We start from the raw sequence: 23,413 nt of genomic DNA, 5'->3' as shown, positions 1-23,413 counted from the left end.
AAGCACACGACAGCGGCGACGAAGGCAAGGAAGCGAAACGGGAACACTCAACATCTTTCGATGTCGCGTGTTCCCGTAAGACACTTTGGGTGGGCCCGGCCGGGATCGAACCGACGACATCCACGGTGTAAACGTGGCGCTCTACCAGCTGAGCTACAGGCCCGTGCGAAGCGGACTTCCCAAGTGTAGGGGAAACCGCCCCGCGATTTCGAATCAGGCGATCGCCGCGAGTGCCTCACGGTAGGAGGCGAAGTCGCGTGCCTCGCCCGGAGCGGTCTCGAACGCCGCGAGAACACGACGATCCTCGCCGATCACGAGCGTCGCGCGGGTCGCGATGCCGGCCTCTTCGACGAACACGCCGTACTGCTGCGCGACGGCACCGTGCGGCCAGAAGTCGGAGAGGATGGAGAATTCGTAGCCCTCAGCGTCGGCCCAGGCCTTGAGGGCCCACACGGAGTCGACGGAGATTCCCACGAGCCGCACCTTGCTGTCGTCGAAGATCGACAGGTTGTCGCGGAGCTCGCAGAGCTCGCCCGTGCAGATGCCGGAGAACGCGAGCGGGAAGAAGACGAGCGCTACGGGCCCCTCCTCCACAAGCTCGGAGAGGGTGAGCTCCTCACCGTTCTGATCCGACAGGGTGAAATCGGGCGCCTGCGCGCCTACCTCGAGCACCATTGCGTGCTCCTTTCTCGGTGCTGCGCACCGGGTGGACAGATCTGTCGCTCAACACTATCGAGCGTGACCCCGCCGATGCACCCCGCACTCGGGCAAATTCGCACTCAAGTTTGGCTCCGGCGCTGGTCGGAAAGGGGGTTCGGGTGAATTCCCGGCGCGGTTCACCCGCTCAGATTCCCCGAGATTCGATAGTGTGGTGGCACACCCGCGAACCAGCGGGCGCCTCTCGTGCTGCGCTCAGACGCACCAAGCCGCGTTGATCGCGCAGCACGCCACTGGTGAATGGAGCACTAACTTGGCTGTGAACACGCAGGATCCGTACGCACCCGACAGCGACGACATGGATCCGCAGGAGACTGCTGAGTGGCGCGAGTCACTCGACGCGGTGGTCGAGGAGCGCGGCGCTGGCCGCGGTCGCGAGATCATGACGAGCCTGCTGGACCGCTCGCGGCAGCTTCATTTGAACGTTCCGCAGGTCCCCACGACCGACTACGTGAACACGATCGCGTCCGCGGACGAGCCGAACTTCCCCGGGAACGAGGAGTTGGAGCGCCGGTACCGGTCCTGGATTCGCTGGAACGCGGCAATGACCGTGCATCGCGCGCAGGCACCCGGCATTGGGGTGGGCGGGCACATCTCGACCTACGCTTCGGCCGCCTCGCTCTACGAGATCGGCTTCAACCACTTCTTCCGCGGCCAGGACCACCCGGGCGGCGGCGACCAGATCTTCGTGCAGGGGCACGCCTCCCCCGGCATCTACGCGCGCGCCTTCCTTGAGGGCCGCCTGAGCGCCGATCAGCTCGACGGATTCCGCCAGGAGAAGTCGCACGCGGGCGGCGGGCTGCCCAGCTACCCGCACCCGCGCCTCGCGCCCGACTTCTGGCAGTTCCCCACCGTGTCGATGGGCCTGGGCCCGATCAACGCGATCTACCAGGCGCAGCTCAACAAGTACCTCACGAACCGCGGCATCAAGGACGCCTCGGATCAGCACGTGTGGGCGTTCCTCGGCGACGGCGAGATGGACGAGGTCGAGAGCCGCGGTCAGCTCCAGGTAGCGGCGAACGAGGGCCTCGACAACCTCACCTTCGTGATCAACGCGAACCTGCAGCGCCTCGACGGCCCGGTCCGCGGCAACGGCAAGATCATCCAGGAGCTGGAGAGCTACTTCCGCGGCGCCGGCTGGAACGTCATCAAGGTGATCTGGGGGCGCGAGTGGGACGACCTGCTGCAGCGCGACTCCGACGGTGCACTGCTCAACCTGATGAACACCACGCCCGACGGCGATTTCCAGACCTACAAGGCTGAGAACGGCGGCTTCGTTCGCGACCACTTCTTCGGCCGCGACGAGCGCACGCTGCGCCTCGTTGAGGACTACACGGATGAGCAGGTCTGGGGCCTGCGCCGCGGCGGTCACGACTACCGCAAGGTGTACGCCGCCTACAAGGCTGCGATGGAGCACAAGGGCCGCCCCACGGTCATCATTGCGAAGACCATTAAGGGCTACGGCCTCGGCCCGCACTTCGAGGGGCGCAACGCGACCCACCAGATGAAGAAGATGACGCTCGACGATCTGAAGATGTTCCGTGACACGATGCGGATCCCGATCAGCGACGCGCAGCTCGAGGCAGATCCGTACCGTCCCCCGTATTACCACCCGGGACCCAAGGACGAGGCGATCGAGTACATCCACGAGCGCCGCAGCGAGCTGGGCGGCTACCTCCCCGAGCGCCGCTCGACGCACGTCGATCTCGCCGTGCCCGAGGAGAAGTCGTACGCGATTGCGAAGAAGGGCTCCGGCACGCAGGAGGCCGCGACCACGATGGTCTTCGTGCGCCTGCTCAAGGACCTGATGCGCGACAAGAACATGGCCGGGCGGTTCGTGCCGATCATCCCCGATGAGGCGCGCACCTTCGGCATGGACTCGTTCTTCCCCACCTCGAAGATCTACAACCCGCACGGCCAGAACTACGTGTCGGTCGACCGCGAGCTGCTGCTCGCCTACAAGGAGAGCCCGCAGGGCGTGCTCATCCACGTGGGCATCAACGAGGCCGGCGCTTCGGCGGCGTTTACGGCGGTGGGTACCTCGTACTCGACGCACGGCGAGCCGCTCATCCCGATCTACATCTTCTACTCGATGTTCGGCTTCCAGCGCACGGGCGATGCCCTGTGGGCGGCCGGCGATCAGATGGCTCGCGGGTTCCTGATCGGCGCAACCGCGGGTCGCACCACGCTCACCGGCGAGGGCCTGCAGCACGCAGACGGCCACTCGCTCGCGCTCGCGTCGACGAACCCGGCGGTCGTGGCGTACGATCCGGCCTACGGCTACGAGATCGGGCACATCATGCGCTCCGGTATCGAGCGCATGTACGGCGGAACGCACCCGGATCCGAACGTGATGTACTACCTCACGGTGTACAACGAGCCGCTGGTGCACCCGGCCGAGCCCGAGGATACCGACGTTGATGGCATCGTGCGCGGCATCCACCGCGTGCAGGCCGCTACCGCGGGCACGCACCGCGCGCAGATCCTCGCCTCCGGCGTCGCCGTGGGCTGGGCGCGGGAGGCCGCTGAGCTGCTCGCCAAGGACTGGGACGTCGCCGCGGATGTGTGGAGCGTCACGAGCTGGAACGAGCTGCAGCGCGACGGGGCAGCGGCGGAGCGCGATACGCTCCGCGACCCGGCCGCAGCCGTGCGCACGCCGTACCTCACCACGAAGCTCGCGGACGCCGAGGGCCCCGTGGTGGCCGTCAGCGACTGGGCCACGCAGGTTCCCGAGCAGATCCGGCCGTACGTGCCGGGCGACTACTCGGTGCTGGGCGCCGACGGCTTCGGCTTCTCGGACACCCGCGCCGCGGCGCGCCGCTACTTCGGGATCGACCGCGAATCGGTCGTCGTGAAGGTGCTGCAGCGGCTTGCCCTGCAGGGCAAGATCGGTGCAGACGTGCCGGCGCGCGCAGCCGAGCAGTACCGCCTCAACGATGTCAACGCCGGCACTACGGGTGGCGCCGGCGGCGAGGCGTAGGACGATGGGCCAGTGGGGGGCCGTCCGCTCATGAATCACACAAAAGAGCAGGAGCTCGCGTGGCTTCGCACGATCACGGGCGAGCTCTCCACACTGACCCTTGCACGGCTTGACGAGACGCTCCCCTGGTACGGGAGCATGCCCCCCAGCCGTCGCTCGGCCGTGGGGCTGGTCGCCCAGACCGGGATCGCCTCGTTCATCCAGTGGTACGAGGATCCGAGCTCCACGCCGTGGATCGCGTCCGACGTGTTCGGCGCGGCCCCGCGTGAGCTGCTGCGCTCGATCAGCCTGCAGGAGACGCTGCAGCTGATTCGCGTGGTGGTCACCGTGGTGGAAGAGCGAGTGGCCCCGCGCAGCGAGGCTTTGCGCGAGGCGATCATGCACTACTCGCGCGACGTGGCGTTCGCCGCCGCCGACGTGTACGCACGCGCCGCCGAGGCGCGCGGCCTCTGGGACGCGCGCCTCGAGGCGCTCGTGGTCGACTCGATCCTCACGGGCGAGAGCGACGACGAGCTGCGGAGCCGGATCGCGGCGCTCGGCTGGCACGGCGACGGCGAGGCCGCCGTGCTGGTGGGCACCGCGGAACGCACCGTCGACGTGGATCAGCTGCGCCGCTCGGCGCGGCACGCGGGCGCCGATGTGCTCATCGGCCTCCAGGGCACCCGCCTTGTGCTCGTGCTCGGCCGCGTGGACCCGCCGCAGAGTGCGGAGGCGACGCCGAGCGCCGAGGAGCCCCTGAGCTTCCTCGACATCGCGCAGCGCCTGGCCGACGGGTTCTCGGACGGTCCGCTCGTACTCGGCCCCACGGTGGAGAATCTGGTGGACGCGTCTCGGAGTGCGCGTGCCGCGCTCGCCGGGATCGCGGTTGCGCGGTCGTGGCGCAAGGCGCCGCGGCCCGTGCTCGCCGACGATCTGCTGCCCGAGCGCGCGCTCGCGGGAGACGGGCTTGCACGCCGCACCCTGATCGAGCACATCTACGAGCCGCTCGCGGCGCACTCCGGCGAGCTGCTGGAGACGCTGTGGTGCTACCTCGACAACGGACGCTCGCTTGAGGCGACCGCCCGCGAGCTGTTCGTGCACCCAAACACGGTGCGATACCGCCTCAAGAAGGTGTCCGACGTGATCGGCTGGAACGCGACGGGCGCGCGGGAGGCACTGATTCTGCAGTCCGCGCTCATCGCCGGGTCGATCGCGCAGAGCGGTCGCCGCCCCGGTCCGAGCACCAAATAGCGGCCGCGGCACGCCGCGCAGTCCCGAAAATATCGACCCTCTACAACGATCTTTCAGATTTATGGTGGGGAATATGCAGGACTCGGCGCGCTGATCTGAGAAACTGGAACACGTGATTGTCATCGCCTGCCCTGGACAGGGCTCCCAAACCCCCGGTTTCCTGGCCGAGTGGCTCGAACTCCCCGGCACCCGCGACTTCCTCGCCGAGGCCTCCGAGCGCTCGGGCGTCGATCTGCTGGCGCACGGCACCGTGAGCGACGCGGACACGATCCGCGACACTGCGGTTGCGCAGCCGCTCATCGTGGCGGCGAGCCTGCTCGCGTGGCGAGAGCTGTCGGCGCGCGCCGACCTCTCGGGCGTCGGTGTCGCCGGACACTCGGTCGGCGAGTTCGCCGCCGCCGCCGCAGCGGGCGTGCTCACGCCGGGCGACGCGCTGCAGCTCGTCGGGGTGCGCGGCCGCGCGATGGCGGAGTCCGCCGCTCGCACGGAGACCGGGATGTCGGCAGTGCTGGGCGGGGTCGAGGAAGACGTGCTCGCGAAGATCGCCGAGCACGGCCTCACCGCTGCGAACCGCAACGGCGGTGGCCAGATCGTCGCTGCGGGCTCGCGCGACGCGCTCGCCGCCCTCGCGGCCGACGCCCCGCGCGGTGCGCGCGTGATCCAGCTGCAGGTTGCCGGCGCGTTTCACACCGACTACATGGCCGATGCGATCCCCGCGCTGCGGGACGCGGCTGCTACGGTCGCCGCGACAGACCCGAGCCACACGCTCTGGACCAACGCCGACGGCTCGCGCGTCACGAGCGGCACCGCGTTCGTCGAGCGGCTCGTCTCCCAGGTCGCGAACCCTGTGCGCTGGGACGCCTGCATGGCGGGCTTCCAGGACGCCGGCATCACGGGCCTCATCGAACTCACCCCGGCGGGCGCTCTCAGCGGCATCGCGAAGCGCGCGCTCAAGGGCGTGCCAACGGTCGCGATCAAGTCCCCCGCCGACCTCGACGCTGCAGTCGCGCTCCTCGCCGACGCCGCCTGAACGAAGGAATCTCGACCATGCCCGCTCTCGTGCAGCCCACCGGCCCCGAGCACTCACGCATCCTCTCGATCGGCGCCGCCCGCGGCGACCTCGACGTCCCCAACGACGATCTGGTAGGTCCGATCGACTCCTCCGACGAGTGGATTCGCCAGCGCACCGGCATCATCCAGCGGCGTCGGGCGAGCGCTGAGGTCTCCGCGGTCGATCTCGCGGTCGCGGCTGCCGAGCAGGCGATCGAGCGCTCCGGCCTCGAACGAAGCGCGATCGACGGGGTGATCATCTCGACGATCTCGAACGTCGCGGTGACCCCCTCGATGGCGTCGCTCGCCGCGCACCGCCTCGGACTCACCCCCGCCGCCGCGTTCGACATCTCCGCCGCGTGCGCCGGGTACGTCTACGGCGTGGCCCAGGCCGACGCGCTCGTGCGGTCCGGTGTCTGCACGAACGTGGTGGTGATCGGGGCAGAGAAGCTGTCGGATCTCGTCGACCCGACCGATCGCAGCATCTCGTTCCTGCTCGCTGACGGCGCGGGCGCCGTGGTCGTTGGCGCGAGCGATCACGCCGGCATCGGACCGACCGTGTGGGGCTCGGACGGCGAAAAGTGGGATGCGATCCGCATGACCGCCACGTTCGAGGAGTACCGCAACAACCCCACCGAGGTGGCGTGGCCCACCCTGCGTCAGGACGGCCAGACCGTGTTCCGCTGGGCTGTCTGGGAGATGGCGAAGGTGGCGCGCGAGACGCTCGAGCAGTCGGGCATCGAGGCGAAGGATCTTGCCGCCTTCATCCCGCACCAGGCGAACATGCGCATCGTCGACGAGTTTGCGAAGCAGCTCAAGCTGCCCGAGAGCGTGGTGGTCGCCCGCGACATCGAGATGCAGGGCAACACCTCCGCCGCGTCGATCCCGCTCGCGATGCACGCACTGCTTGAGACGAACCCCGAGCTTTCCGGCGGCCTCGCCCTGACGATCGGCTTCGGCGCCGGCCTCGTCTACGGCGCCCAGGTCGTCGAGATCCCCTAGCCGGAACCGCGCGCGTCACCCGAGCGCGGCGCGCGTCGACCGATACACTTCATCAGCCCGAACCAAACTAAGGAGAAACACACCATGGCATACAGCAACGAAGAGGTCCTCGCCGGTCTTGCCGAGCTCATCAACGACGAGACCGGGATCGCGGCCGACGTGGTCGCGCTCGACAAGTCGTTCACCGACGACCTCGACATCGACTCGATCTCCATGATGACGATCGTCGTCAACGCCGAGGAAAAGTTCGACGTGAAGATCCCGGACGAAGAGGTCAAGAACCTCAAGACCGTGGGCGACGCAGTCGACTTCATCGTCAAGGCTCAGGCCTAACCCTTTCCCGGTCGCAGGGAGGCGAACCACGGTTCGCCTCCCCGCCCGGTACGGAGACCGCATTCGCTTCGCGTGTCCGGCTCTTCCACTGCCCAGCCCAGATATCAGATCACCATGCGGAGCATCAACACATGACGAAGAAGATTGTCGTTACCGGCATTGGCGCCACCTCACCGATTGGCGGGACCGCCGCGGAGAGCTGGGACGCGCTCCTCGCCGGAGCTTCCGGCACGAGGACCCTCGAGCACGACTGGGTTGCGCAATACGAACTTCCCGTACAGTTCGCCGCAGAGGCGAAGGTACGGCCCGAGGAGGTGCTCGCGCGCCCCGTCGCCAAGCGCCTCGACCCCTCCAGCCAGTTCGCGCTCATCGCGGCGATGGAGGCGTTTGCTGACGCGGGCAGCCCCGAGATCGAGTCGGAGCGGCTCGGCGTCGACTGGGCCACCGGCATCGGCGGCCTGTGGTCGCTGCTCAACGCCTGGGACACCCTGCGCGAGAAGGGGCCGCGCCGCGTCATGCCGCTGACGGTCCCCATGCTGATGCCCAACGCGCCGTCGGCAGCGGTGTCGATGCACTTTGAGGCTCGCGCATACGCCCGCACCGTTGCGTCCGCCTGCGCGTCGAGCACCGAGGCAATCGCGGCCGCGTACGAGCACCTGCAGGCGGGCTACGCCGACGTGGTGATCGCCGGCGGCTCGGAGTCCGCAATTCACCCGATCACGCTCGCGTCGTTCTCGTCGATGCAGGCGCTGTCGAAGCGCAACGACTCCCCCGAGACCGCCTCGCGCCCCTACAGCATCGACCGCGACGGCTTCGTGATGGGCGAGGGCGCTGCAGCGCTCGTGCTCGAGACCGAGGAGCACGCGCTCGCACGCGGCGCGAAGATCTACGCGGAGATCGCGGGCGGCGGCGTCACGGCCGACTCCTACCACATCACCGCCCCCGAGCCCGAGGGCAAGGGCGCGCGCCGCGCCGTTGAACTGGCACTCGCGCAGGCCGGCGCGACGCCGGACGAGGTGACGCACATCAACGCGCACGCCACCTCCACGCCCACGGGTGATATCGCCGAGTACACGGCCCTGCGCCACGTCTTCGGTGACCGGATCGACTCGATCCCCGTGTCCGCGACCAAGGGCGCGACCGGCCACCTGCTGGGTGGCACCGGGGCCCTTGAGGCGCTCTTCACGGTGCTCGCGGTGCAGCAGCGCGTGGCACCGCCGACGATCAACGTCACCGAGCAGGATCCCGAGATCCCGCTGGCAATCTCGGCCGAGCCGCACCAGCTCGGCGCGGCACCGCAGCTCGCGATCTCGAACTCGTTCGGGTTCGGCGGGCACAACGCCGTCGTGGCGATTCGCTCCTACGAGTAGGTCCCCGCAACGACGAAGGCCCCCCTCGAATGAGGGGGGCCTTCGTCGTTGCTGCGGCGCTGCACCGGTGAGTGGTGCAGCTGCGGGCGGTGCGGCCGCCGGAGCAGCCCACCGCCCCAGACGCCTACTCGGCGATGTGCGAGGCGAGGAACCAGCGGTCCTTGTCGAGCTGCTGCGCAATAGCGATGACGATGTCCTGGCTCACAGGATCGACAGTCTCGAGACCGGACACCGCAGCGTACACCGAGGTGAGCGTTGCATCGAGCTGCGCCACCATCTCGCGAATGGTGACGACCGACTGCTGGAAGCCATCGCTCAGCTCGGGCGTCGTGGTGCGCGCGGCGACGGTGGCGATGCGGCCGTCCACCGGGAGGCCCAGCGCAACAATCCGCTCGGCAACCTCGTCGGAGGCGTCCTGCGCGTGCGCCACGACCTGGTCGAGGAACTCGTGCACGCCAATGAAGTTTGCGCCGCGCACGTGCCAGTGCGCCTGCTTCCCGTTCACCGCGAGCGCGATGAGATCGTGGACCACCGGGGTCAGGTACTGGGCAACTCCGCTCGGGCGGGCGAGATCGCCCTGCGCTGCCGGGATGGTGATCTGCGTGGTAGCCATATGTGGTTCCCCTCTCGTTCGAACGAACTTACACCTTCAACGGTACGCCGTTTTCGCCGCGACGCAAGCAAGGCGAGGCTGCACTTACCCGGCTCTGAGGCGCTCAAGCTGCTCGAGAGATCCCCAGGTGAGCGGCGAAAATGGGCGCTATCCAAGCAGCCGGGCGAGGAACTCCACGGGCGCAACACGCGGGCCGGTGAAGAACGGAATTTCCTCGCGCACGTGCCGGCGCGCCTCGGTGGCGCGCAGCTCGCGCATGAGGTCGACGATGCGCAGCAGGTCGCCGGACTCGAAGGCGAGCAGCCACTCGTAGTCGCCGAGTGCGAACGAGGCGACCGTGTTGGCGAGCACGTCACCGTAGTCTTTCGCGGCTGCACCGTGCTCGCGCAGCATCTCCCGGCGCTCCGCGTCGGGCAGCAGGTACCACTCGTGACTGCGCACAAACGGGTACACGCACACGTAGTCTCCGGGCGCGTCCCCCGCGAGGAACGCCGGCACGTGGCCACGGTTGAACTCCGCGGCACGGTGCACGCCGATGTTCGACCACACCGGAGCAAGCCGGCCTCCGGTCCACTCAAGGAGCGTGCGGTAGGCAGCCTGCAGCGCCTCCGTGGTGGGCGCGTGCCACCACACGAGCAGGTCTGCGTCTGCGCGGAACCCGGCGAGGTCGTACCAGCCGCGGGTCACGAGGCCCGGGATCGCGTCGAGCTCCGCGAGCAGGCTCTGCGCAATACTGCGCCAGGCCGGGGATACTCCCACCCTGCCCGAGCCGCGCACCTCCCGGAACGCGGCGTACATGGTGTAGTTGGTCTCTGCGTTGATGCGCTCGGCGACTCCACTGTGGTCGACCGTTGGGGCGGTGGTGCTCATGGTGCGCTCCTTCTGCTGCAATTCCGGGGGTGGGGTTAGTCGTGGGGGCCGGCGAGCACCGGGTGACCGGTGACTTCGCCGTGGCGCATGCGGCAGCTGCCGGGCGGCGCCACGTCGGGGAACGCGCCCAGCTCTCCGGCCGTGACCGGCGCGGTGGCCTCGCCGCGCTCGCGGGCGGCGCGCTCTACGATCATGTCAACGAGCCCGCCGACGAACTCGGGCCTGGTGCCCACGGTGCCGGCGCGCACGGCCGCGACGCCGTGCTCCGCAGCGGTCTCGAGCGCTTCGACGTCGAGGTCGAAGGCCACCTCCATGTGGTCGGAGATGAACCCGATCGGCGAGATCACGATCTTGGTGACCCCGGCCGCGGCGAGGGCTTCGATGTGATCGTTGACGTCTGGTTCGAGCCAGGGGGTCGCCGGGTTGCCCGAGCGCGAGCAGTAGGCCAGCGAGGAGGCGAACTGCTCTCCGTGGCGCTCAGCGAGCGCGGCGTTGAGTGTGGCGCGCACGTCCTCGTGCTGCTCCCGGTAGCCCGGGCCGGTGACCGCCGACGCGTCCTGCATCGTGTCGGGGATCGAGTGCGTCACGTACACAATGTGCGCGCCCGCGATGCCGCCCTCGAGCGTTGCGCCGGCCTCCTCGATTGCCGCGAGGTTCGCCGCAACGAAGCCCGGGTCGTTGAAGAACGGGCGCAGAATATCGATCTCGGGCGCGCGGTCACCGAGCTCGGTCACGGCGGCGGCGAGGTGCTCGCGGTACTGGCGGCTCCCCGAGTACGAGGCGTACGCGCTGGTGACGAGCGTGAGGATCCGGCCGGCACCAAACGCTGACGCGTCGCGCAGCGTGTCGACGGTGTACGGGTGCCAGTTGCGGTTGCCCCACACCACCGGCAGCGAGATCTCGCGCCTCGCGAGCTCCTCCTGCAGCGCGGTGACGAGCGCGAGGTTCTGCTCGTTGATGGGGCTCCGACCGCCGAAGCGGTGGTAGTGCTGGCCCACCTCCGCGAGGCGCTCCTCGGGAATTCCCTTTCCCGTGGTCACGTTGCGCAGAAACGGAATGACGTCTTCGGCGGCGTTCGGGCCGCCGAAAGAGCAGAGCAGGAGTGCGTCGTACGGAAGAGCTTTTTCGGTCATGCTTTGCACCGTACCATCAGGTTTCCTGTAGATCTGATGTATAACATCTGATGTGGCGAAACTGGTGGCAGAAGTTTTCTTCCCGTGCCCCCAGTCGCCGCGTCCGGCGCGAGTGTTCGCGCGTGCACCCACCCAAGGAACCTCGTTGCCTCGAATACGCCCATGGATCGCCGCGGCGATCGCGGGACTCCTCCTCCTCGCCGCGGCCCTCGTCTCGCTCGCGCTCGGGATCGTGAGACTCCCGCTCACCGAGACCGTCGCGGCGCTGGTGTCGCCGGCCGACGCGCCGCAGCGCACCGCCGCGGTCATCTGGTCGATCAGACTCCCCCGGGTGATCGTCGCGATGCTCGTGGGGGCCGCACTCGCGAGCGTGGGCACGGTGATGCAGGCGGTGCTGCGGAACCCGCTCGCAGAGCCGGGAATCACCGGGGTGTCCGCGGGCGCGGCCGTCGGCGCGGTCGCGAGCATCACGCTGGGCTTCGCGGGATCCGCGCGTTGGGGCATCCCAGTCGCCGCGTTCATCGGCGCGGCCGTCGTGACGCTGCTGCTGCAGTTCGTGCTCCAGACGCGCCGCGACCTCGGCTCCGCCACGGTCATCTTGATCGGCGTCTCGCTGAGCGCGCTCGCGGGCGCGCTGATCAACGTGCTCATCGCAAACGCCACTGACGACGCGCTCGTGCGCAGTGCAATGTTCTGGCTCGCGGGCGACCTCGAACTGCGCGACTGGCACCACGTTGCGCTCGCCCTGGCCCCGATTCTGGTCGGGGTCTCCTGGCTCTTCGGGCGACACCGCCAGCTCGATGCGCTCGCCCTCGGCGACCAGATCGCAACCACCTCCGGAGTGCACGTGCACCGGGAGCGATTCGCGCTGCTGCTCGTTGCCTCCCTCGTGACCGGTGCGGCGGTGGCGGTGAGCGGGATCATCAGCTTCGTGGGCCTCGTCGTGCCGCACGCGATGCGGCTGCTCGTGGGCGCGTCGCACGCGCGGCTGCTGCCGCTCTCGGCGCTCGTCGGCGCCCTCTTCATGGTGCTGGTCGACACCGTGGCGCGCACCGCGTTCGGCCCGGTCGTAGTGCAAACCGGCGTGGTCGCGGCACTGGTTGGCGCACCCGTGTTCCTGGCGCTCCTGCTGCGGAAGCGAGCGGCCGCGTGAGGCGGGACGCCCGCCTCCGCGGGACGCGCGGCCCGGTGCCCCAGGGGAACCACGGCCAGCCCGTGCCCGCGCGGCTGCGGGGATTCGCGGCGGTGCGGGGCGGCACCCCCCTCAGCGAGCCGATCACCCTCGATCTCGCTCCCGGCAGCGTCCTCGGACTGCTCGGCCCCAACGGCGCGGGGAAGTCGTCGCTCCTCAGCGCGCTCGCGCGCACGGGCGTAGCCCACCGCGGCTCGTTCGCCCACGGCGGTGTCGATCTCGGCGGCCTCGGCCACCGGCCGCGGGCTCGCCGCATCGCGCTCCTTCCGCAAGACCTCGCCGCGCCGCCCGAGCTGCTCGTCTCGGAGCTCGTGGGCGTGGGCGCCCTGGCTGGCACGGCACCGGATCCGGCGCGCGCGATCACCGGTGCGCTGGAGCGGTGCGGGATCGCAGAGCTTGCGGGACGCCGGTTCGGGACGCTCTCGGGCGGTCAGAAGCAGCTCGCGCAGCTCGCGCGCGTGCTCGCCCAGGACACCGCAATTGTGCTCCTCGACGAGCCCACCGCCGCGCTCGACCTTGGGCACCAGCGGGCGGTGGAGCGCATCATCAACGCGCTCGCGGCCGACGGCAGGATTGTCGTGGCGGCCCTCCACGACCTCACCCTCGCGCTCAACGTGACCACGAGCGCGCTCCTGCTCGATCGCCGCGGCGGCGCGCACACCGGACCGCCGGGCACCGTGCTGCGGCCGGACCTGGTGCACGACGTGTACGGCGTGCACACCGAGCTGCACACCACTCCCGGCGGGCGCCGCATCCTCGTCCCCGCCGACACCCCCTAACTCCCCCCTCGAAAGGTCTCCCGTGTCATCTCGACGTCTCGTCGCCCCGGTCCTCCTCGCCGCGGTGGCCACCCTGCTGCTCGCCTCGTGTGGCCAGGCGGCTCCCCCGGCGCCCACCGCCGAACCCGGCGCGCCCTCCGCCGCGGCCGCTGACTTCCCGCGGACGATCACCGTGCCCGCCGCACCCGGCGGCACCGAGTCACGCCTGGACCTCGCTGCTGCGCCACAGACGATCGCGGCCCTCGACTACGAGAGCGCGGAGGTGATCGCCGAGCTCGGTCTCGCCGAGCGGCTGGTACTGGTCCCCGAGGCGGTCACGAACCCGGCGCTCGGCGGGCACATCGCGGAGCTCAGCGAGGTACCCCACACCATCCCGGTAGCCATGGCACTCGACGCGGAGACGGTACTCGCACTCGCCCCCGACCTCGTCGTGATGAGCCCGCGCCACGGCGCCGAGGACACCATCGGCAGCGTGCTCGATCAGGCCGGCACCCCCACGCTCCAGCTCCCGGATTCGTGGACCGACGTGGCGCACGTCACCTCGAACATCGACCTCATCGGCCAGGCCACGGGCGGCGACGCGGCCGCCGTTGCGCTCACCGAGGCCCTCACGAGCGGCCTCACCCCCGCGGCGGACCCGAGCGGCGCGCGCGTCCTGGTGCTCAGCAACCAGGCCGGCAGGCCGTTCATCACGGCCGGCGCCGCATTCCCGCTGCGCGTGCTCGATCTCGCGGGCGGCGTGAGCGTGAGCGAGGAGCTGGGCATCACGACCACGGGACCGATCTCGGCCGAGCAGATTGTCGCGGCCGACCCGGACGCGATCCTGCTCATCGATATGAACGGCAGCGGGGAGCGGCTCTTCACGGATCTGCTCGACAACCCCGCGGTTGCCGCGCTGCCCGGCGCCCAGCGCACGCTGCTTGTCGCGGGAAGGGACGTGCAGGCCCTCGGCCTCACGGTGACCATTGTCGGGCTCCACACGATCACGGAGTGGCTCGCGGCCGAGACCGCGGCGGAGTAACGCGCCCGGATCACACCGCGCGTTCAGCAAGCGAGCGGCGAGCGCCCAGCACACGGCGCCCGTCGCTCGCTATAGTTGAGCCACGTATCCGGTTTCTCACCAGGGGTCTCGTCGATGACAACCACCACACGCGGTTCCCACAAAGCGCGGGCAACACTCGATTTCCTGCGAGATAAAATCTCCAGCAACGAGTGGCCCGTCGGCGAGCTCATTCCGCGCGAACCGGAGCTCATGGAGCTCATCGGCGTGGGCAAGTCGACCGTGCGTGAGGCGGTACGCTCACTCGCGGCGTTTGGCATGCTCGAGACCGTTCCGGGTGTCGGCACGTTCGTGCGTGCCCGCACTCCGGTGAGCACCCTGCTCTCCGAGTTCCTCGCAGATCACGATCTCGAAGAGGTACTCGTCTACCGTCGCTCGCTCGAGATCGAGGCCGCACAGCACGCGGCCGTGCACCGCTCGGCGGAGCAGCTCGAGCAGCTGCGCGCCGCGGTCGCCCGCGCGCAGACCGCCGCTCCGGGACAGGTCGACTCGTGCGACCACAGCACCAACCCCGGCTCGTTTCACCTGCTCGTGGTCGAGGCGAGCGGCAGCAAGCTGCTCCTCGATCTCTACCGCGGGGTCATGGGGGTGCTGCAGCGCGCGGCCACCGAGGGGCGCGTGATCCTGGGCACCACGCTTGAAACGATGCACCTCGATCACGGCGCGGTGCTCGACGCGATTGCAGCGCGCGATGTGCGCAGCGCCGCCCACTCGATGGCCCTGCACGTGGACCGCGACCTCGGGCTGCGCACTGACATGCTCGACTTCGCGAACCAGACCGAGCGCGCCGCCTCGCTCATCGGCGCCGGCTACGACCCGGGCGACCCCGGTGCGGAGCTGCCGGAGGACGATGCGGCAGTCGCCGCGCCCGAAGCCCCGGCGGCTGCCGAGCGCGTCTAACGCGATGCGCGCGCCGCGCCGTGCCGCGGCACCCGCTAGGCGATGAGGCGGGCCCGCAGCGCGTCGATGTCCGCGGCTTCGAGTCCCAGCCCGGCGCTGAAGTAGTCCTCGATCGTGCCGAAGCGGTCGGCGACCTCCTGGTACGCCGCGTCGAGGTAGCTCTCCTCAACGCCCAGCACCGGCCGAATCAGTTCGGGATCGATGCCCGCTGCGGCAGCCTGATCCATGACGGGCTGCAGGGACGGCAGCAGATCAGTGTTCGTCTGCAGGTAGTCCGCGCGGATCACCTCGTCGCTGGCCCCCAGCAGCGCCAGCAGCGCCGCGGCGCCCCAGCCGGTGCGGTCCTTGCCAGTGGTGCAGTGGAAGAGCGCGGCGCCCGCCCGGGCGTCGTCGCCGATCCCGCGGAAGAACGCGCGGTACGAGGCCAGCGCCGACGGCAGGGCGACGATGTCGCGGTACGAGGACTGCAGCATCGTCTCGGCCTTGCCCCCGCCGAGCGCGTCCGCGAGCACCCCGGGGTTCGCGAGCATCCCGTTGATGTTCGCGGCGGCCGCGACGGGGCTATCCGCGAGCACATCGAGCGGGATCGAGGCGACGGCCGGCGGCACGCGGTCCGGGGCCCCGGCGCGCTCGCCGGCGGTACGCAGGTCGTACACGGTCGTGATCTCTCGGTCGACGAACGCCGCGCCGTCGGCGTCGCTGAGCTCCGCGAGCGAGGCGGAGCGATACACCTGCCCCGGCACCACCGTGCCGCCAGCGACGGGCAGCCCGCCCAGGTCGCGCATATTGAAGACGGAGGTCAGTGGGACGCGGCGATCGGGGACAGTCATCGAGACTCCTCTGGGTCGGTGAACGGGTCTTGCACGCGGGTGGTACCCACGGGCGGGCGAACGAATCTGACGGACGGTGCGTGGGGCGCACCGCGGGTGCGGCATCCCCTAGGATGAAATGGTTGTACGGGGCGGTAGCTCAGTTGGTTAGAGCACTGGACTCATAATCCATCGGTCACGGGTTCAAGTCCCGTCCGCCCTACTCATGATCGCAGCGCGGCCACCTCCGCGTCACCTATTCGACGATAATGGTGGTCTGGTCCACACGGGTGTGCCGCAGCCGGGTGGACCCCCAGATCAGTGATGCGCCAAACGCGAGCATCGCGAGGCCCGCGCAGAACGCCACGATACTCAGCGCGACGCCGGGCCAGATGAGCGCGAACACGCCGGCGAGGATCGCGAGCACCCCGGGCACCATAATCGCCCCGCCCCGCCCGGCCCCGACGCGCGCGCCCGCGACGATCCAGGACACGCCGAGGATGAGGAGGACCGCCCCGACGAGCACCACGAGCGCCTTCACCGTGAACGCCGCAAACACCATCGCGAGCAGCCCAGCGACGATGAAGACCACGCCGAGCACCTTCGCGCCGACCCCGGGGCCGCTGCGGACGAGCATTGCCAGACCGTTCGCAATCAGCGCGATCCCGAAGATCACGGCGAGGAGCTGGCTCGCGGCAATGAACGGCCACACGACCAGGCCGACGCCGGCGATCACGACCACTATGCCCACGATCAGCACCACCCACCACGGGAAGCGGCGCGACTCTGCCGTGATGCGTATCGGTTGCTCGGTCATGTGCGCTCCCTTGCCCGGGTGTGCGGCGAAACGGTGCACGCTCTTTCCCAGCTCTGTGACGTTCAGGGCGGCCGCGTGGCTCCCCGCCGCCAGTATCCCACGAACCGCCGGCGCGATTGCGAATATCTGCGCTCAGGCCGGGGCGCCGGGCGCGATGAGGCCGCTCTCATAAGCGGCAATGACCAGCTGCGCCCGGTCGTGGGCGTGGAGCTTCGTCATGATCCGGTTCACGTGCGTTTTCGCGGTGTGCGGCGAGATGAAGAGCTCGTCGGCGATTTCCTGGTTTGATCTCCCCATCGCGACGCGCAGCAGCACCTCGGTCTCGCGCTCCGTCAGCGCGGCGAGGAGCCCGCCCGGGTCGAGTTGCCGCGCGCGAGCGGTGTCTCGATCGCCCAGCAGGTAGCGGCTGATGAGGCCGCGGGTCGCCGCCGGAGAGAGGAGCGACTCCCCCGCGTGCACGGCGCGCACCGCGCGGGCGATCTCGTCGGGTTCCGCCCCCTTGCCGAGAAAGCCGCTCGCACCCGCCCGCAGCGCCTGCACCACGTATTCATCCTCCTCAAAGGTGGTGAGCACGAGGACGCGCGTGTGGGCCGCCCAGGTGGCCGCGCAGATCTCGGCCGTGGCAGCGATCCCGTCGACCCCGGGCATCCGAACGTCCATCAGTACGATGTCTGGGCGCAGCTGGGCGGCCTGCCGCACCGCATCCGCACCGTCACCGGCGGTGCCCACCACGTCGATGTCGGGCTCGCCGGAGAGAATATCGGCGACGGCCTGGCGAATGAGCGCCTGGTCGTCGACCACGAGCACGGTAATGGTCATGAGTCCTCCACGGAGAGTGCTGCGGCGTCCGGCGGCGCCGGGCGATCCGGCGCTGGCTCGGTGAACGGCAGCTCGGCGAGCAACCGGTAGCGATCGCCGCTCTGCCCCGCCGTGACGCGGCCCCGCAGCGCCGCAACCCGCTCCCGAATCCCGATCAGGCCGAGTCCCGTACCGCGCCCCACGGCGTCCGCGGCGGGGTCAGCGCCTGCGCCTGCGGCAGCCGCAGCGGCAGCGCCAGCCCCGGCCGCGGGGCGCGGGGCGACCGGGTTCTCCAGCAGGATTCGGAGCTGCGGTGCTTCGACGGTGAGCTCGACCCTGCCGGACGCGCCAGCGCCGTGCTTGAGCATGTTCGTGAGGCCCTCCTGGACGATGCGATAGGCGGTGCGCCCGGCCTGTCCACCGACACGCTCCAGGTCGCCGTGGACCGCCACGTCGAGCGTCAGCCCGGCCTCCCGCATACGCTCACACAGCCCCGCGATCTCGGTCAGACCCGGCTGCGGCGGCGCGACCGTGGGATCGCCCTCGTCTGCGCGCAGGAACCGCAGCAGCTCGCCGATGTCGGTGAGGGCGGCGCGTGCAGCGCTCCGGATCGTGCCGAGCGCTTCCTGCGCGCGCGCCGGTCGGGTGTCGAGTGTGCTCGAGGCGACCCCGGCGTTGAGGCTGATCACCGAGATCTGGTGCGCCACCGTGTCGTGCAGGTCGCGAGCGATGCGCAGCCGCTCCTCGGAGACGCGCCGCAGCGCCTCGGCCTCCCGGGTCTGCTCGGCGCGCTCGGCGCGCTCGGTGACCGCCCGGAGGTACGCCCGCCGGGAGCGCGCGCTGTCCCCGAGCGCCGCGGCGACCGCGATCGCCGCGGCGGCCTGGACGAGGCGCACATCGAGCGATGCCCAGCTCTCAAGCCAGGCGCTCAGCACCAGCAACACCACCACGGCCCAGCCCACGAGCAGGAACGAGGCCCGGCGCGAAATCACCGAGGTGAGGGTGTGCGCCGCGATCGCGATCGCGATGGACGGCCCAAGCGTGGGGAGCCCGAGGGCGATCGCCACGCACAGGCCGGCGAACAGCACCGCGAACACGGCCGTGGGCCAGCGTCGTCGCAAAAACATCAGCGCAGCCGAGGCGACCAGCAGCACCGCTCCGCCGACCCCGTGCGCCATGGGGATCACGCGGCCGGGGCCGCCGGGGTCGGGCCCGGTGCCCGGCGGTGTGCCGCCGCCGAGTCCGTTCTCGCCACCGAGCCCACCAAAGCCCCCGCCGAATCCGCCGCCGAATCCGGGTGCGAACCCGAAGAGCAGCCCGGCCCCCACCAGGACGACCAGCGCGGCGATCAGGTCGCCACCCCACCCGTTCCAGTTGAACGCCGCGTGGGTGGGCTCTGGGCCCGCCCGGCCAGCTCTGGGTGGCGTCGATGGATGCATGCTCCCATTCTGCGGGGTTTTCGGACCGGTGGCGTCCCCCGCGCGCAGTAGACCGGGAATACCGCAGCCGCGGTACGGGGTGCCCGCGGCGGGGTGACGCGCGGGGACTCGCGGGGCGAAAGACTCGAAGCACCGACGAAAGGGACCCCCATGTACTTGACACTGCTCCGCAGAGAGCTGAGCGGGCGTAAGCGCCAGACCGCCGTGGTCGCGGCCTGTCTCGCGATCGCGATCGCCCTCGTGATCGTTGTTTCATCGCTCGCAACGGGTGTGCGGCAGGCTCAGGCGACCGCGCTCGAGGGAGTGGCGGGCGTCGGCACCGACCTCACCGTGACCGGCGCACCGAGCGAGCCGGGGGCCGACGGGGGCGGCGGGCCCCGCTTTGAGTTCGGCGCGGACGAGGGCGCCACGAGCGACGGCACCACGAGCATCTCACAATCGCGGCTCGCGACCGACCGCATGCGCGGCACCCTTGAGGCCGAGGCGCTCACGACGGTGCAGGGCGTTGCGGGGGTGTCGGCAGCAACCGGCGTCCTGAGCCTCACGAACACGAGCTTCTCCGGCGAAATGCCGGATCCCGCAGCGCTTGCCGGCGACGGCGCGGGCCAGCCCGGCGCGGCGGGCGGCGCTCCGGGCTCCGGCGCCGGGGGCCCGGGCGGCAGCGGTGGCAGCGCGTTCGACATTGACTCGTTCACCGTGCTCGGGGTCGACCCGGCCGCGACCGCCGTGGGCCCGCTCACGGGGGTCGCGCTCGACGACGGCAGGCTCCTGACCGACGCCGACAATTCCAGCGATGCCGCGACAGTGGCGCTGCTCGACGCCACCTACGCGGCGTCCGCAGACCTCGCGGTGGGCGACACCCTCGACGTGGGCGGCAGCTCCGCCGAGGTGGTCGGTCTGGTCAGTTCCACGACCGACGAGGCGAGCACCGCCGCGAACGTGTACCTGGCGCTCGCCGCGGCGCAGCAGCTCGCCGGCAGCGGCGAGGTCGTCTCGACCATCTACGTGGCCGCCGATTCGGCGAGCGACGCCGATGCGGTGCAAGACCAGATCGCCACGGCCCTCCCCGACGCCACCGTGAGCTCGCAGGCCGAACTCGCGGCGCAGGTGTCGGGCTCCCTCGCGAGCGCCTCGTCGCTGATCTCAAGCCTGGGCACGTGGCTCTCGCTCATCGTGCTCGCCGTGGCGCTCGCCATCGCGGTGCTCCTCACGAACGCGGGCGTGCAGCGCCGCACCCGGGAGTTCGGCACACTGAAGGCGATCGGGTGGTCAAACGGGCGCGTCGTGCGTCAGATCGCTGGTGAGTCACTCGTGCAGTCGGTGCTCGGCGGGATCGTCGGAATCGCGCTCGGGGTCGCCGCCGTCTGGATCGTCAACCTCGTGGGCGTGACGCTCCCCGGCGGTGCCAGCGCGGCGGGATCGGCCGCGGGGGCCGGCGGCGGCGCGGGTATGCCCGACGGGGCCGGCCAGGGTGGTCCCGGCGGCGGATTCGGCGGACCGGGCCAGGCCGTCGCCGAGGTCGCAGACATCGTGCTCCAGGCCCCCATCACCCCGTGGATCGTGGGCGCGGCACTCGCGCTCAGTATCCTCGGCGGCGTGCTCGCGGGCGCGTTCGGCGCCTGGCGCGCTGTACGCCTGAGCCCCGTCGAAGCCCTTCGAACCATCGCATGACCCGGCACACAAAGGACGCAAGCATGAGCACCACAACTCCCCCGGATGCCGCGCAGCGGCGTGACACCACGCCGACCGGCACGGACGAACCGCTGTACCGCCTCGACTGCGTGACCCGCAGCTACCGGAAGGGCGAGACCACCATCACGCCGCTCTCCTGCGTGGACCTCGCCCTGCACCGAGGCGAGTTCGTCACCATTCAGGGGCCGACGGGCGGCGGCAAGTCGACGCTCCTTCAGCTGCTCGGCGCGCTCGACCGCCCGAGCGGCGGCGAGATTCGGTTCGCGGGCCTCGCGCTCTCGGGCCTCGCCGACGCGAAACTCACCGAGCTGCGGGCGCAGCGCATGGGCTTCGTCTTCCAGTCGTTCAACCTGCTCCCCACGCTCTCCGCCCGCGAAAACGTCGACACCGCCCTTGAGCCGCGCGGGCTCCCCCGAGAGGAGCGCGACCGGCGGGTCGCCGAGGCGCTCGCGCGCGTGGGCCTCGCCGATCGCGCCGACCACCGCCCCCAGGAGCTCTCGGGCGGTCAGCAGCAGCGCGTCGCGATCGCGCGGGCGATCGTGGGCAAGCCCCACGTGCTCCTCGCCGACGAGCCCACCGGCAACCTCGATGAGGACATGCGAGACGAGATCCTGAGCCTGCTTGAGGAGCTCAACCGCGAGGGGCTCACGATCATCGCCGTGACCCACGACTCGGCCGTGGCGCGGCGCGCGCACCGGCGGCTGCGCCTCGCCAACGGGTCGGTTACTGAGCTGCGGGACTAGGCGTCGAATCCGGGGTCACCGCGTCCGTCGGGCTCGCGGTGGCCCCGGCCTGCGGGTGGAACTTCGCCAGGCCGATCACGCCGATGATCGCGACGATGCCCGAGAGCACGTAGACAAGCACCGCCCAGCCGGGGGCTCCGGCCGCCTCGCCCAGCACCACGATCCCGATGAGCACGGCGACAATCGGGTCGATGACGGTGAGACCGGCGACCACGAGGTCGGGTGGGCCAGACGAGTAGGCGTTCTGCACGAACACCATGCCCAGCAGCGCGCCCACGACCAGGGCGGCCACGCACGTCCAGGTGAGCCACTCGAACTCACCCTGCTGCAGTCGCCCGATCACGGCCTTCGCGAAGGTCGCCACGAAACCGTAGAGCACTCCCGCGCCCACGATGTAGATGAGCGCGAAGCTGCGGTGCCGGAAGGCCGCAAAGAGCAGGAGCGCGAGGAGCAGCACCACGCCGAAGGCGATGAGGATCACCACGAGCTTCGCGTCGGTCACGGGCCGGTCGCGCGCGGTAAACGCGGCGATCGTCACGAACGCGACGATGCCGAGGACCGCGAGCCCGAGCGACGCCCGCACGCGCTTGCCCAGGCGGAGTCCGCTCACGCGGGCGTTGAGGATCGAGGTGATAATGAGCCCCACCACGCCGATCGGCTGGACGATGATGAGCGGGGAGAGCGACAGCGAACCGATCTGGAACACGACGGCCAGGCCGAGCAGGACGGTGCCGATCACCCAGGACGGGCGTCGGAGCAGGTTGCGAATGTGCCCCCAGGAGAGTCCCGCGCCGGCGCTCTCGCCGACGATGCGTTCGACCTTGTTCAGGCCCCGGGACTGGTACTGGGCGCCGACGGCGAGGAATCCCGCTCCCACGAGGGCGAGCGGGATTCCCCAGAACTGCGTCGGGTCGAGCTCCGACACCTGATCGATCATGCGTGCGGCGGTTCTGCGGGCGCGGTGGCGGGTTCGCCGCGCATGATCTCAACGAGCCGCGCGGCCGCGCGTGGCACCTCGTCGTTGACGATGATCTCGTCGAACTCGTCGGCAGCGGCGAGCTCCACCTTGGCGGTTTCCAACCGCCGCGCGCGCTCCTCCGCGTCCTCGGTGCCGCGACCGACCAGGCGATTCACGAGCTCGTCCCAGCTCGGCGGAGCGAGAAACACGAGGCGCGCCTCGGGCATGCTCGCGCGTACCTGGCGCGCACCCTGGAGATCGATCTCGAGCAGCATCATCTCGCCGCGGGCAGCGGCCTCAAGCACCGGGCCGCGCGGGGTGCCGTACCGGTACTTGTTGTGCACGGTGGCCCACTCGAGCAGCTCGTCCGAGGCAAGCATCCGATCGAATCCCTCGTCAGAGACGAAGAAGTAGTGCGACCCGTCGACCTCGCCGGGGCGCGGGTCACGCGTCGTTGCCGAGACCGAGAGGCGCACCTCCGGGTAGTGCTCCCGAATGTAGTTCGCGACCGTTCCCTTGCCCACCGCGGTGGGGCCCGCGAGTACGGTCAACGGCGGCCGGCCCGGGTTCTCCTCGATCCCGGTCCGCTCGCGCACAAACCGCTCGAGCCGCTCGCGCTGCAGCGTACCGAGGCCGCCGAGCCGCTTGCGCTCGGAGATCTCAAGCTGCGCGCGCACGCGCTCGGCCTTCACCACGCCGATCGCCGGGAAGGAGAGCAGAAAATCGGTGATCCTCAGGGTCGCGGCAGGGCTGCCTGGCACCACCGACTGCTCCAGCACGCGGAGCGGGGACACCTCCCCGCTGCGAAGCCGTCGTTTCAGTTCCGCGCGCGCCTGACGCGCCGCGATCGCGGCGCGGTTCGCTGCAATACGGTCCACCGCGGGCATCGTGCGCGCGGTGCGATTCTCTGAGCTGTTCATCTCATCGT

22 protein-coding genes and 2 tRNA genes are annotated in these 23,413 nt (G+C 70.2%); 13 read left to right on the top strand and 11 right to left on the bottom strand.

Annotation, left to right across the window (positions count from 1 at the left end; translation table 11 throughout):
* Positions 1-90 precede the first annotated feature (90 nt).
* Positions 91-163: transfer RNA gene (locus tag EV139_RS11465), tRNA-Val, on the bottom strand.
* 50 nt (positions 164-213) lie between these two features.
* Positions 214-675, bottom strand: a complete 462-nt coding sequence (locus EV139_RS11460; protein WP_130454449.1) for a peroxiredoxin — start codon at positions 673-675, stop codon at positions 214-216.
* 295 nt (positions 676-970) lie between these two features.
* Between EV139_RS11460 and aceE the strand changes: the two genes are divergently transcribed.
* The 6 genes from aceE to EV139_RS11430 all read left to right on the top strand — a co-directional run bounded on the left by aceE (position 971) and on the right by EV139_RS11430 (position 8,682).
* Positions 971-3,697 carry a pyruvate dehydrogenase (acetyl-transferring), homodimeric type gene (gene aceE, locus EV139_RS11455; protein WP_130454448.1) on the top strand — a complete coding sequence of 909 codons (2,727 nt, stop codon included), beginning with the start codon at positions 971-973 and terminating at the stop codon, positions 3,695-3,697.
* A gap of 30 nt (positions 3,698-3,727) precedes the next feature.
* A complete protein-coding gene (locus EV139_RS11450; protein WP_130454447.1) occupies positions 3,728-4,927 on the top strand; it encodes a PucR family transcriptional regulator in 1,200 nt (399 codons plus the stop codon).
* Positions 4,928-5,039: 112 nt separating this feature from the next.
* A complete protein-coding gene (locus EV139_RS11445) occupies positions 5,040-5,957 on the top strand; it encodes an ACP S-malonyltransferase (protein ID WP_130454446.1) in 918 nt (305 codons plus the stop codon).
* Positions 5,958-5,974: 17 nt separating this feature from the next.
* Entirely contained in the window at positions 5,975-6,979 is a 1,005-nt protein-coding gene (locus EV139_RS11440; RefSeq protein ID WP_130454445.1) for a beta-ketoacyl-ACP synthase III, read from the top strand.
* Between the two features lie 84 nt (positions 6,980-7,063).
* Positions 7,064-7,312 (top strand): acyl carrier protein, encoded by a 249-nt coding sequence (locus tag EV139_RS11435; RefSeq protein WP_130454444.1) that lies wholly within the window; start codon positions 7,064-7,066, stop codon positions 7,310-7,312.
* A 131-nt stretch (positions 7,313-7,443) separates the two neighbouring features.
* Entirely contained in the window at positions 7,444-8,682 is a 1,239-nt protein-coding gene (locus EV139_RS11430) for a beta-ketoacyl-[acyl-carrier-protein] synthase family protein (protein WP_130454443.1), read from the top strand.
* A gap of 124 nt (positions 8,683-8,806) precedes the next feature.
* Here the strand turns inward: EV139_RS11430 and EV139_RS11425 are convergent, their stop codons facing one another.
* The 3 genes from EV139_RS11425 to EV139_RS11415 all read right to left on the bottom strand — a co-directional run bounded on the left by EV139_RS11425 (position 8,807) and on the right by EV139_RS11415 (position 11,298).
* Positions 8,807-9,295: a Dps family protein gene (locus tag EV139_RS11425; RefSeq protein ID WP_130454442.1), complete on the bottom strand. Its 489-nt coding sequence runs from the start codon at positions 9,293-9,295 to the stop codon at positions 8,807-8,809.
* A 147-nt stretch (positions 9,296-9,442) separates the two neighbouring features.
* Positions 9,443-10,165, bottom strand: coding sequence for a hydrogen peroxide-dependent heme synthase (hemQ, locus tag EV139_RS11420; RefSeq protein WP_130454441.1), 723 nt, complete (start codon positions 10,163-10,165; stop codon positions 9,443-9,445).
* A gap of 35 nt (positions 10,166-10,200) precedes the next feature.
* The gene (locus EV139_RS11415; RefSeq protein ID WP_130454440.1) at positions 10,201-11,298 is read right to left on the bottom strand and encodes a ferrochelatase; all 1,098 of its coding nucleotides are present in this window, start codon (positions 11,296-11,298) and stop codon (positions 10,201-10,203) included.
* Positions 11,299-11,443: 145 nt separating this feature from the next.
* Here EV139_RS11415 and EV139_RS11410 point away from each other — a divergent pair, with 145 nt between their 5' ends.
* The 4 genes from EV139_RS11410 to EV139_RS11395 all read left to right on the top strand — a co-directional run bounded on the left by EV139_RS11410 (position 11,444) and on the right by EV139_RS11395 (position 15,229).
* Positions 11,444-12,451, top strand: a complete 1,008-nt coding sequence (locus EV139_RS11410; protein ID WP_198677543.1) for a FecCD family ABC transporter permease — start codon at positions 11,444-11,446, stop codon at positions 12,449-12,451.
* 35 nt (positions 12,452-12,486) lie between these two features.
* Positions 12,487-13,269: an ABC transporter ATP-binding protein gene (locus tag EV139_RS11405; RefSeq protein WP_157993036.1), complete on the top strand. Its 783-nt coding sequence runs from the start codon at positions 12,487-12,489 to the stop codon at positions 13,267-13,269.
* A 22-nt stretch (positions 13,270-13,291) separates the two neighbouring features.
* On the top strand, positions 13,292-14,290 hold the full coding sequence (locus EV139_RS11400) for an ABC transporter substrate-binding protein (RefSeq protein WP_157993035.1): 999 nt from the start codon (positions 13,292-13,294) through the stop codon (positions 14,288-14,290).
* A 114-nt stretch (positions 14,291-14,404) separates the two neighbouring features.
* Positions 14,405-15,229: a FadR/GntR family transcriptional regulator gene (locus EV139_RS11395; RefSeq protein ID WP_130454437.1), complete on the top strand. Its 825-nt coding sequence runs from the start codon at positions 14,405-14,407 to the stop codon at positions 15,227-15,229.
* 35 nt (positions 15,230-15,264) lie between these two features.
* Here the strand turns inward: EV139_RS11395 and EV139_RS11390 are convergent, their stop codons facing one another.
* Entirely contained in the window at positions 15,265-16,059 is a 795-nt protein-coding gene (locus tag EV139_RS11390; RefSeq protein WP_130454436.1) for a tyrosine-protein phosphatase, read from the bottom strand.
* A 128-nt stretch (positions 16,060-16,187) separates the two neighbouring features.
* On the opposite strand from EV139_RS11390, the gene EV139_RS11385 reads away from it, so the two are divergent.
* Positions 16,188-16,261, top strand: a tRNA-Ile gene (locus EV139_RS11385).
* A 33-nt stretch (positions 16,262-16,294) separates the two neighbouring features.
* On the opposite strand, the gene EV139_RS11380 is transcribed toward EV139_RS11385, so the two are convergent.
* The 3 genes from EV139_RS11380 to EV139_RS11370 form a co-directional block, all read right to left on the bottom strand.
* The gene (locus tag EV139_RS11380; RefSeq protein ID WP_130454435.1) at positions 16,295-16,855 is read right to left on the bottom strand and encodes a DUF308 domain-containing protein; all 561 of its coding nucleotides are present in this window, start codon (positions 16,853-16,855) and stop codon (positions 16,295-16,297) included.
* A 132-nt stretch (positions 16,856-16,987) separates the two neighbouring features.
* The gene (locus EV139_RS11375; RefSeq protein WP_130454434.1) at positions 16,988-17,674 is read right to left on the bottom strand and encodes a response regulator transcription factor; all 687 of its coding nucleotides are present in this window, start codon (positions 17,672-17,674) and stop codon (positions 16,988-16,990) included.
* Positions 17,671-19,092: a sensor histidine kinase gene (locus tag EV139_RS11370; RefSeq protein ID WP_130454433.1), complete on the bottom strand. Its 1,422-nt coding sequence runs from the start codon at positions 19,090-19,092 to the stop codon at positions 17,671-17,673. Before EV139_RS11370 ends, EV139_RS11375 begins: the two co-directional genes overlap by 4 nt.
* Before the next feature lie 150 nt (positions 19,093-19,242).
* On the opposite strand from EV139_RS11370, the gene EV139_RS11365 reads away from it, so the two are divergent.
* On the top strand, positions 19,243-20,763 hold the full coding sequence (locus EV139_RS11365; protein ID WP_130454432.1) for an ABC transporter permease: 1,521 nt from the start codon (positions 19,243-19,245) through the stop codon (positions 20,761-20,763).
* A 23-nt stretch (positions 20,764-20,786) separates the two neighbouring features.
* On the top strand, positions 20,787-21,527 hold the full coding sequence (locus EV139_RS11360) for an ABC transporter ATP-binding protein (protein WP_337248708.1): 741 nt from the start codon (positions 20,787-20,789) through the stop codon (positions 21,525-21,527).
* Here EV139_RS11360 and EV139_RS11355 read toward each other — a convergent pair.
* Positions 21,508-22,464: a DMT family transporter gene (locus EV139_RS11355; RefSeq protein ID WP_130454431.1), complete on the bottom strand. Its 957-nt coding sequence runs from the start codon at positions 22,462-22,464 to the stop codon at positions 21,508-21,510. The two genes, EV139_RS11360 and EV139_RS11355, sit on opposite strands and share 20 nt — an antisense overlap.
* Positions 22,461-23,405, bottom strand: coding sequence for a guanylate kinase (gene gmk / locus EV139_RS11350; RefSeq protein WP_130454430.1), 945 nt, complete (start codon positions 23,403-23,405; stop codon positions 22,461-22,463). The genes EV139_RS11355 and gmk overlap by 4 nt, the downstream gene beginning before the upstream one ends.
* Positions 23,406-23,413 lie beyond the last annotated feature (8 nt).

The sequence above is a fragment of the Leucobacter luti genome (assembly GCF_004217175.1).
GTDB classification, from domain to species: domain Bacteria; phylum Actinomycetota; class Actinomycetes; order Actinomycetales; family Microbacteriaceae; genus Leucobacter; species Leucobacter luti.
The sequence above is the reverse complement of the archived record's forward strand: the minus strand, read 5'-3'. Positions and strand labels throughout refer to the sequence as shown.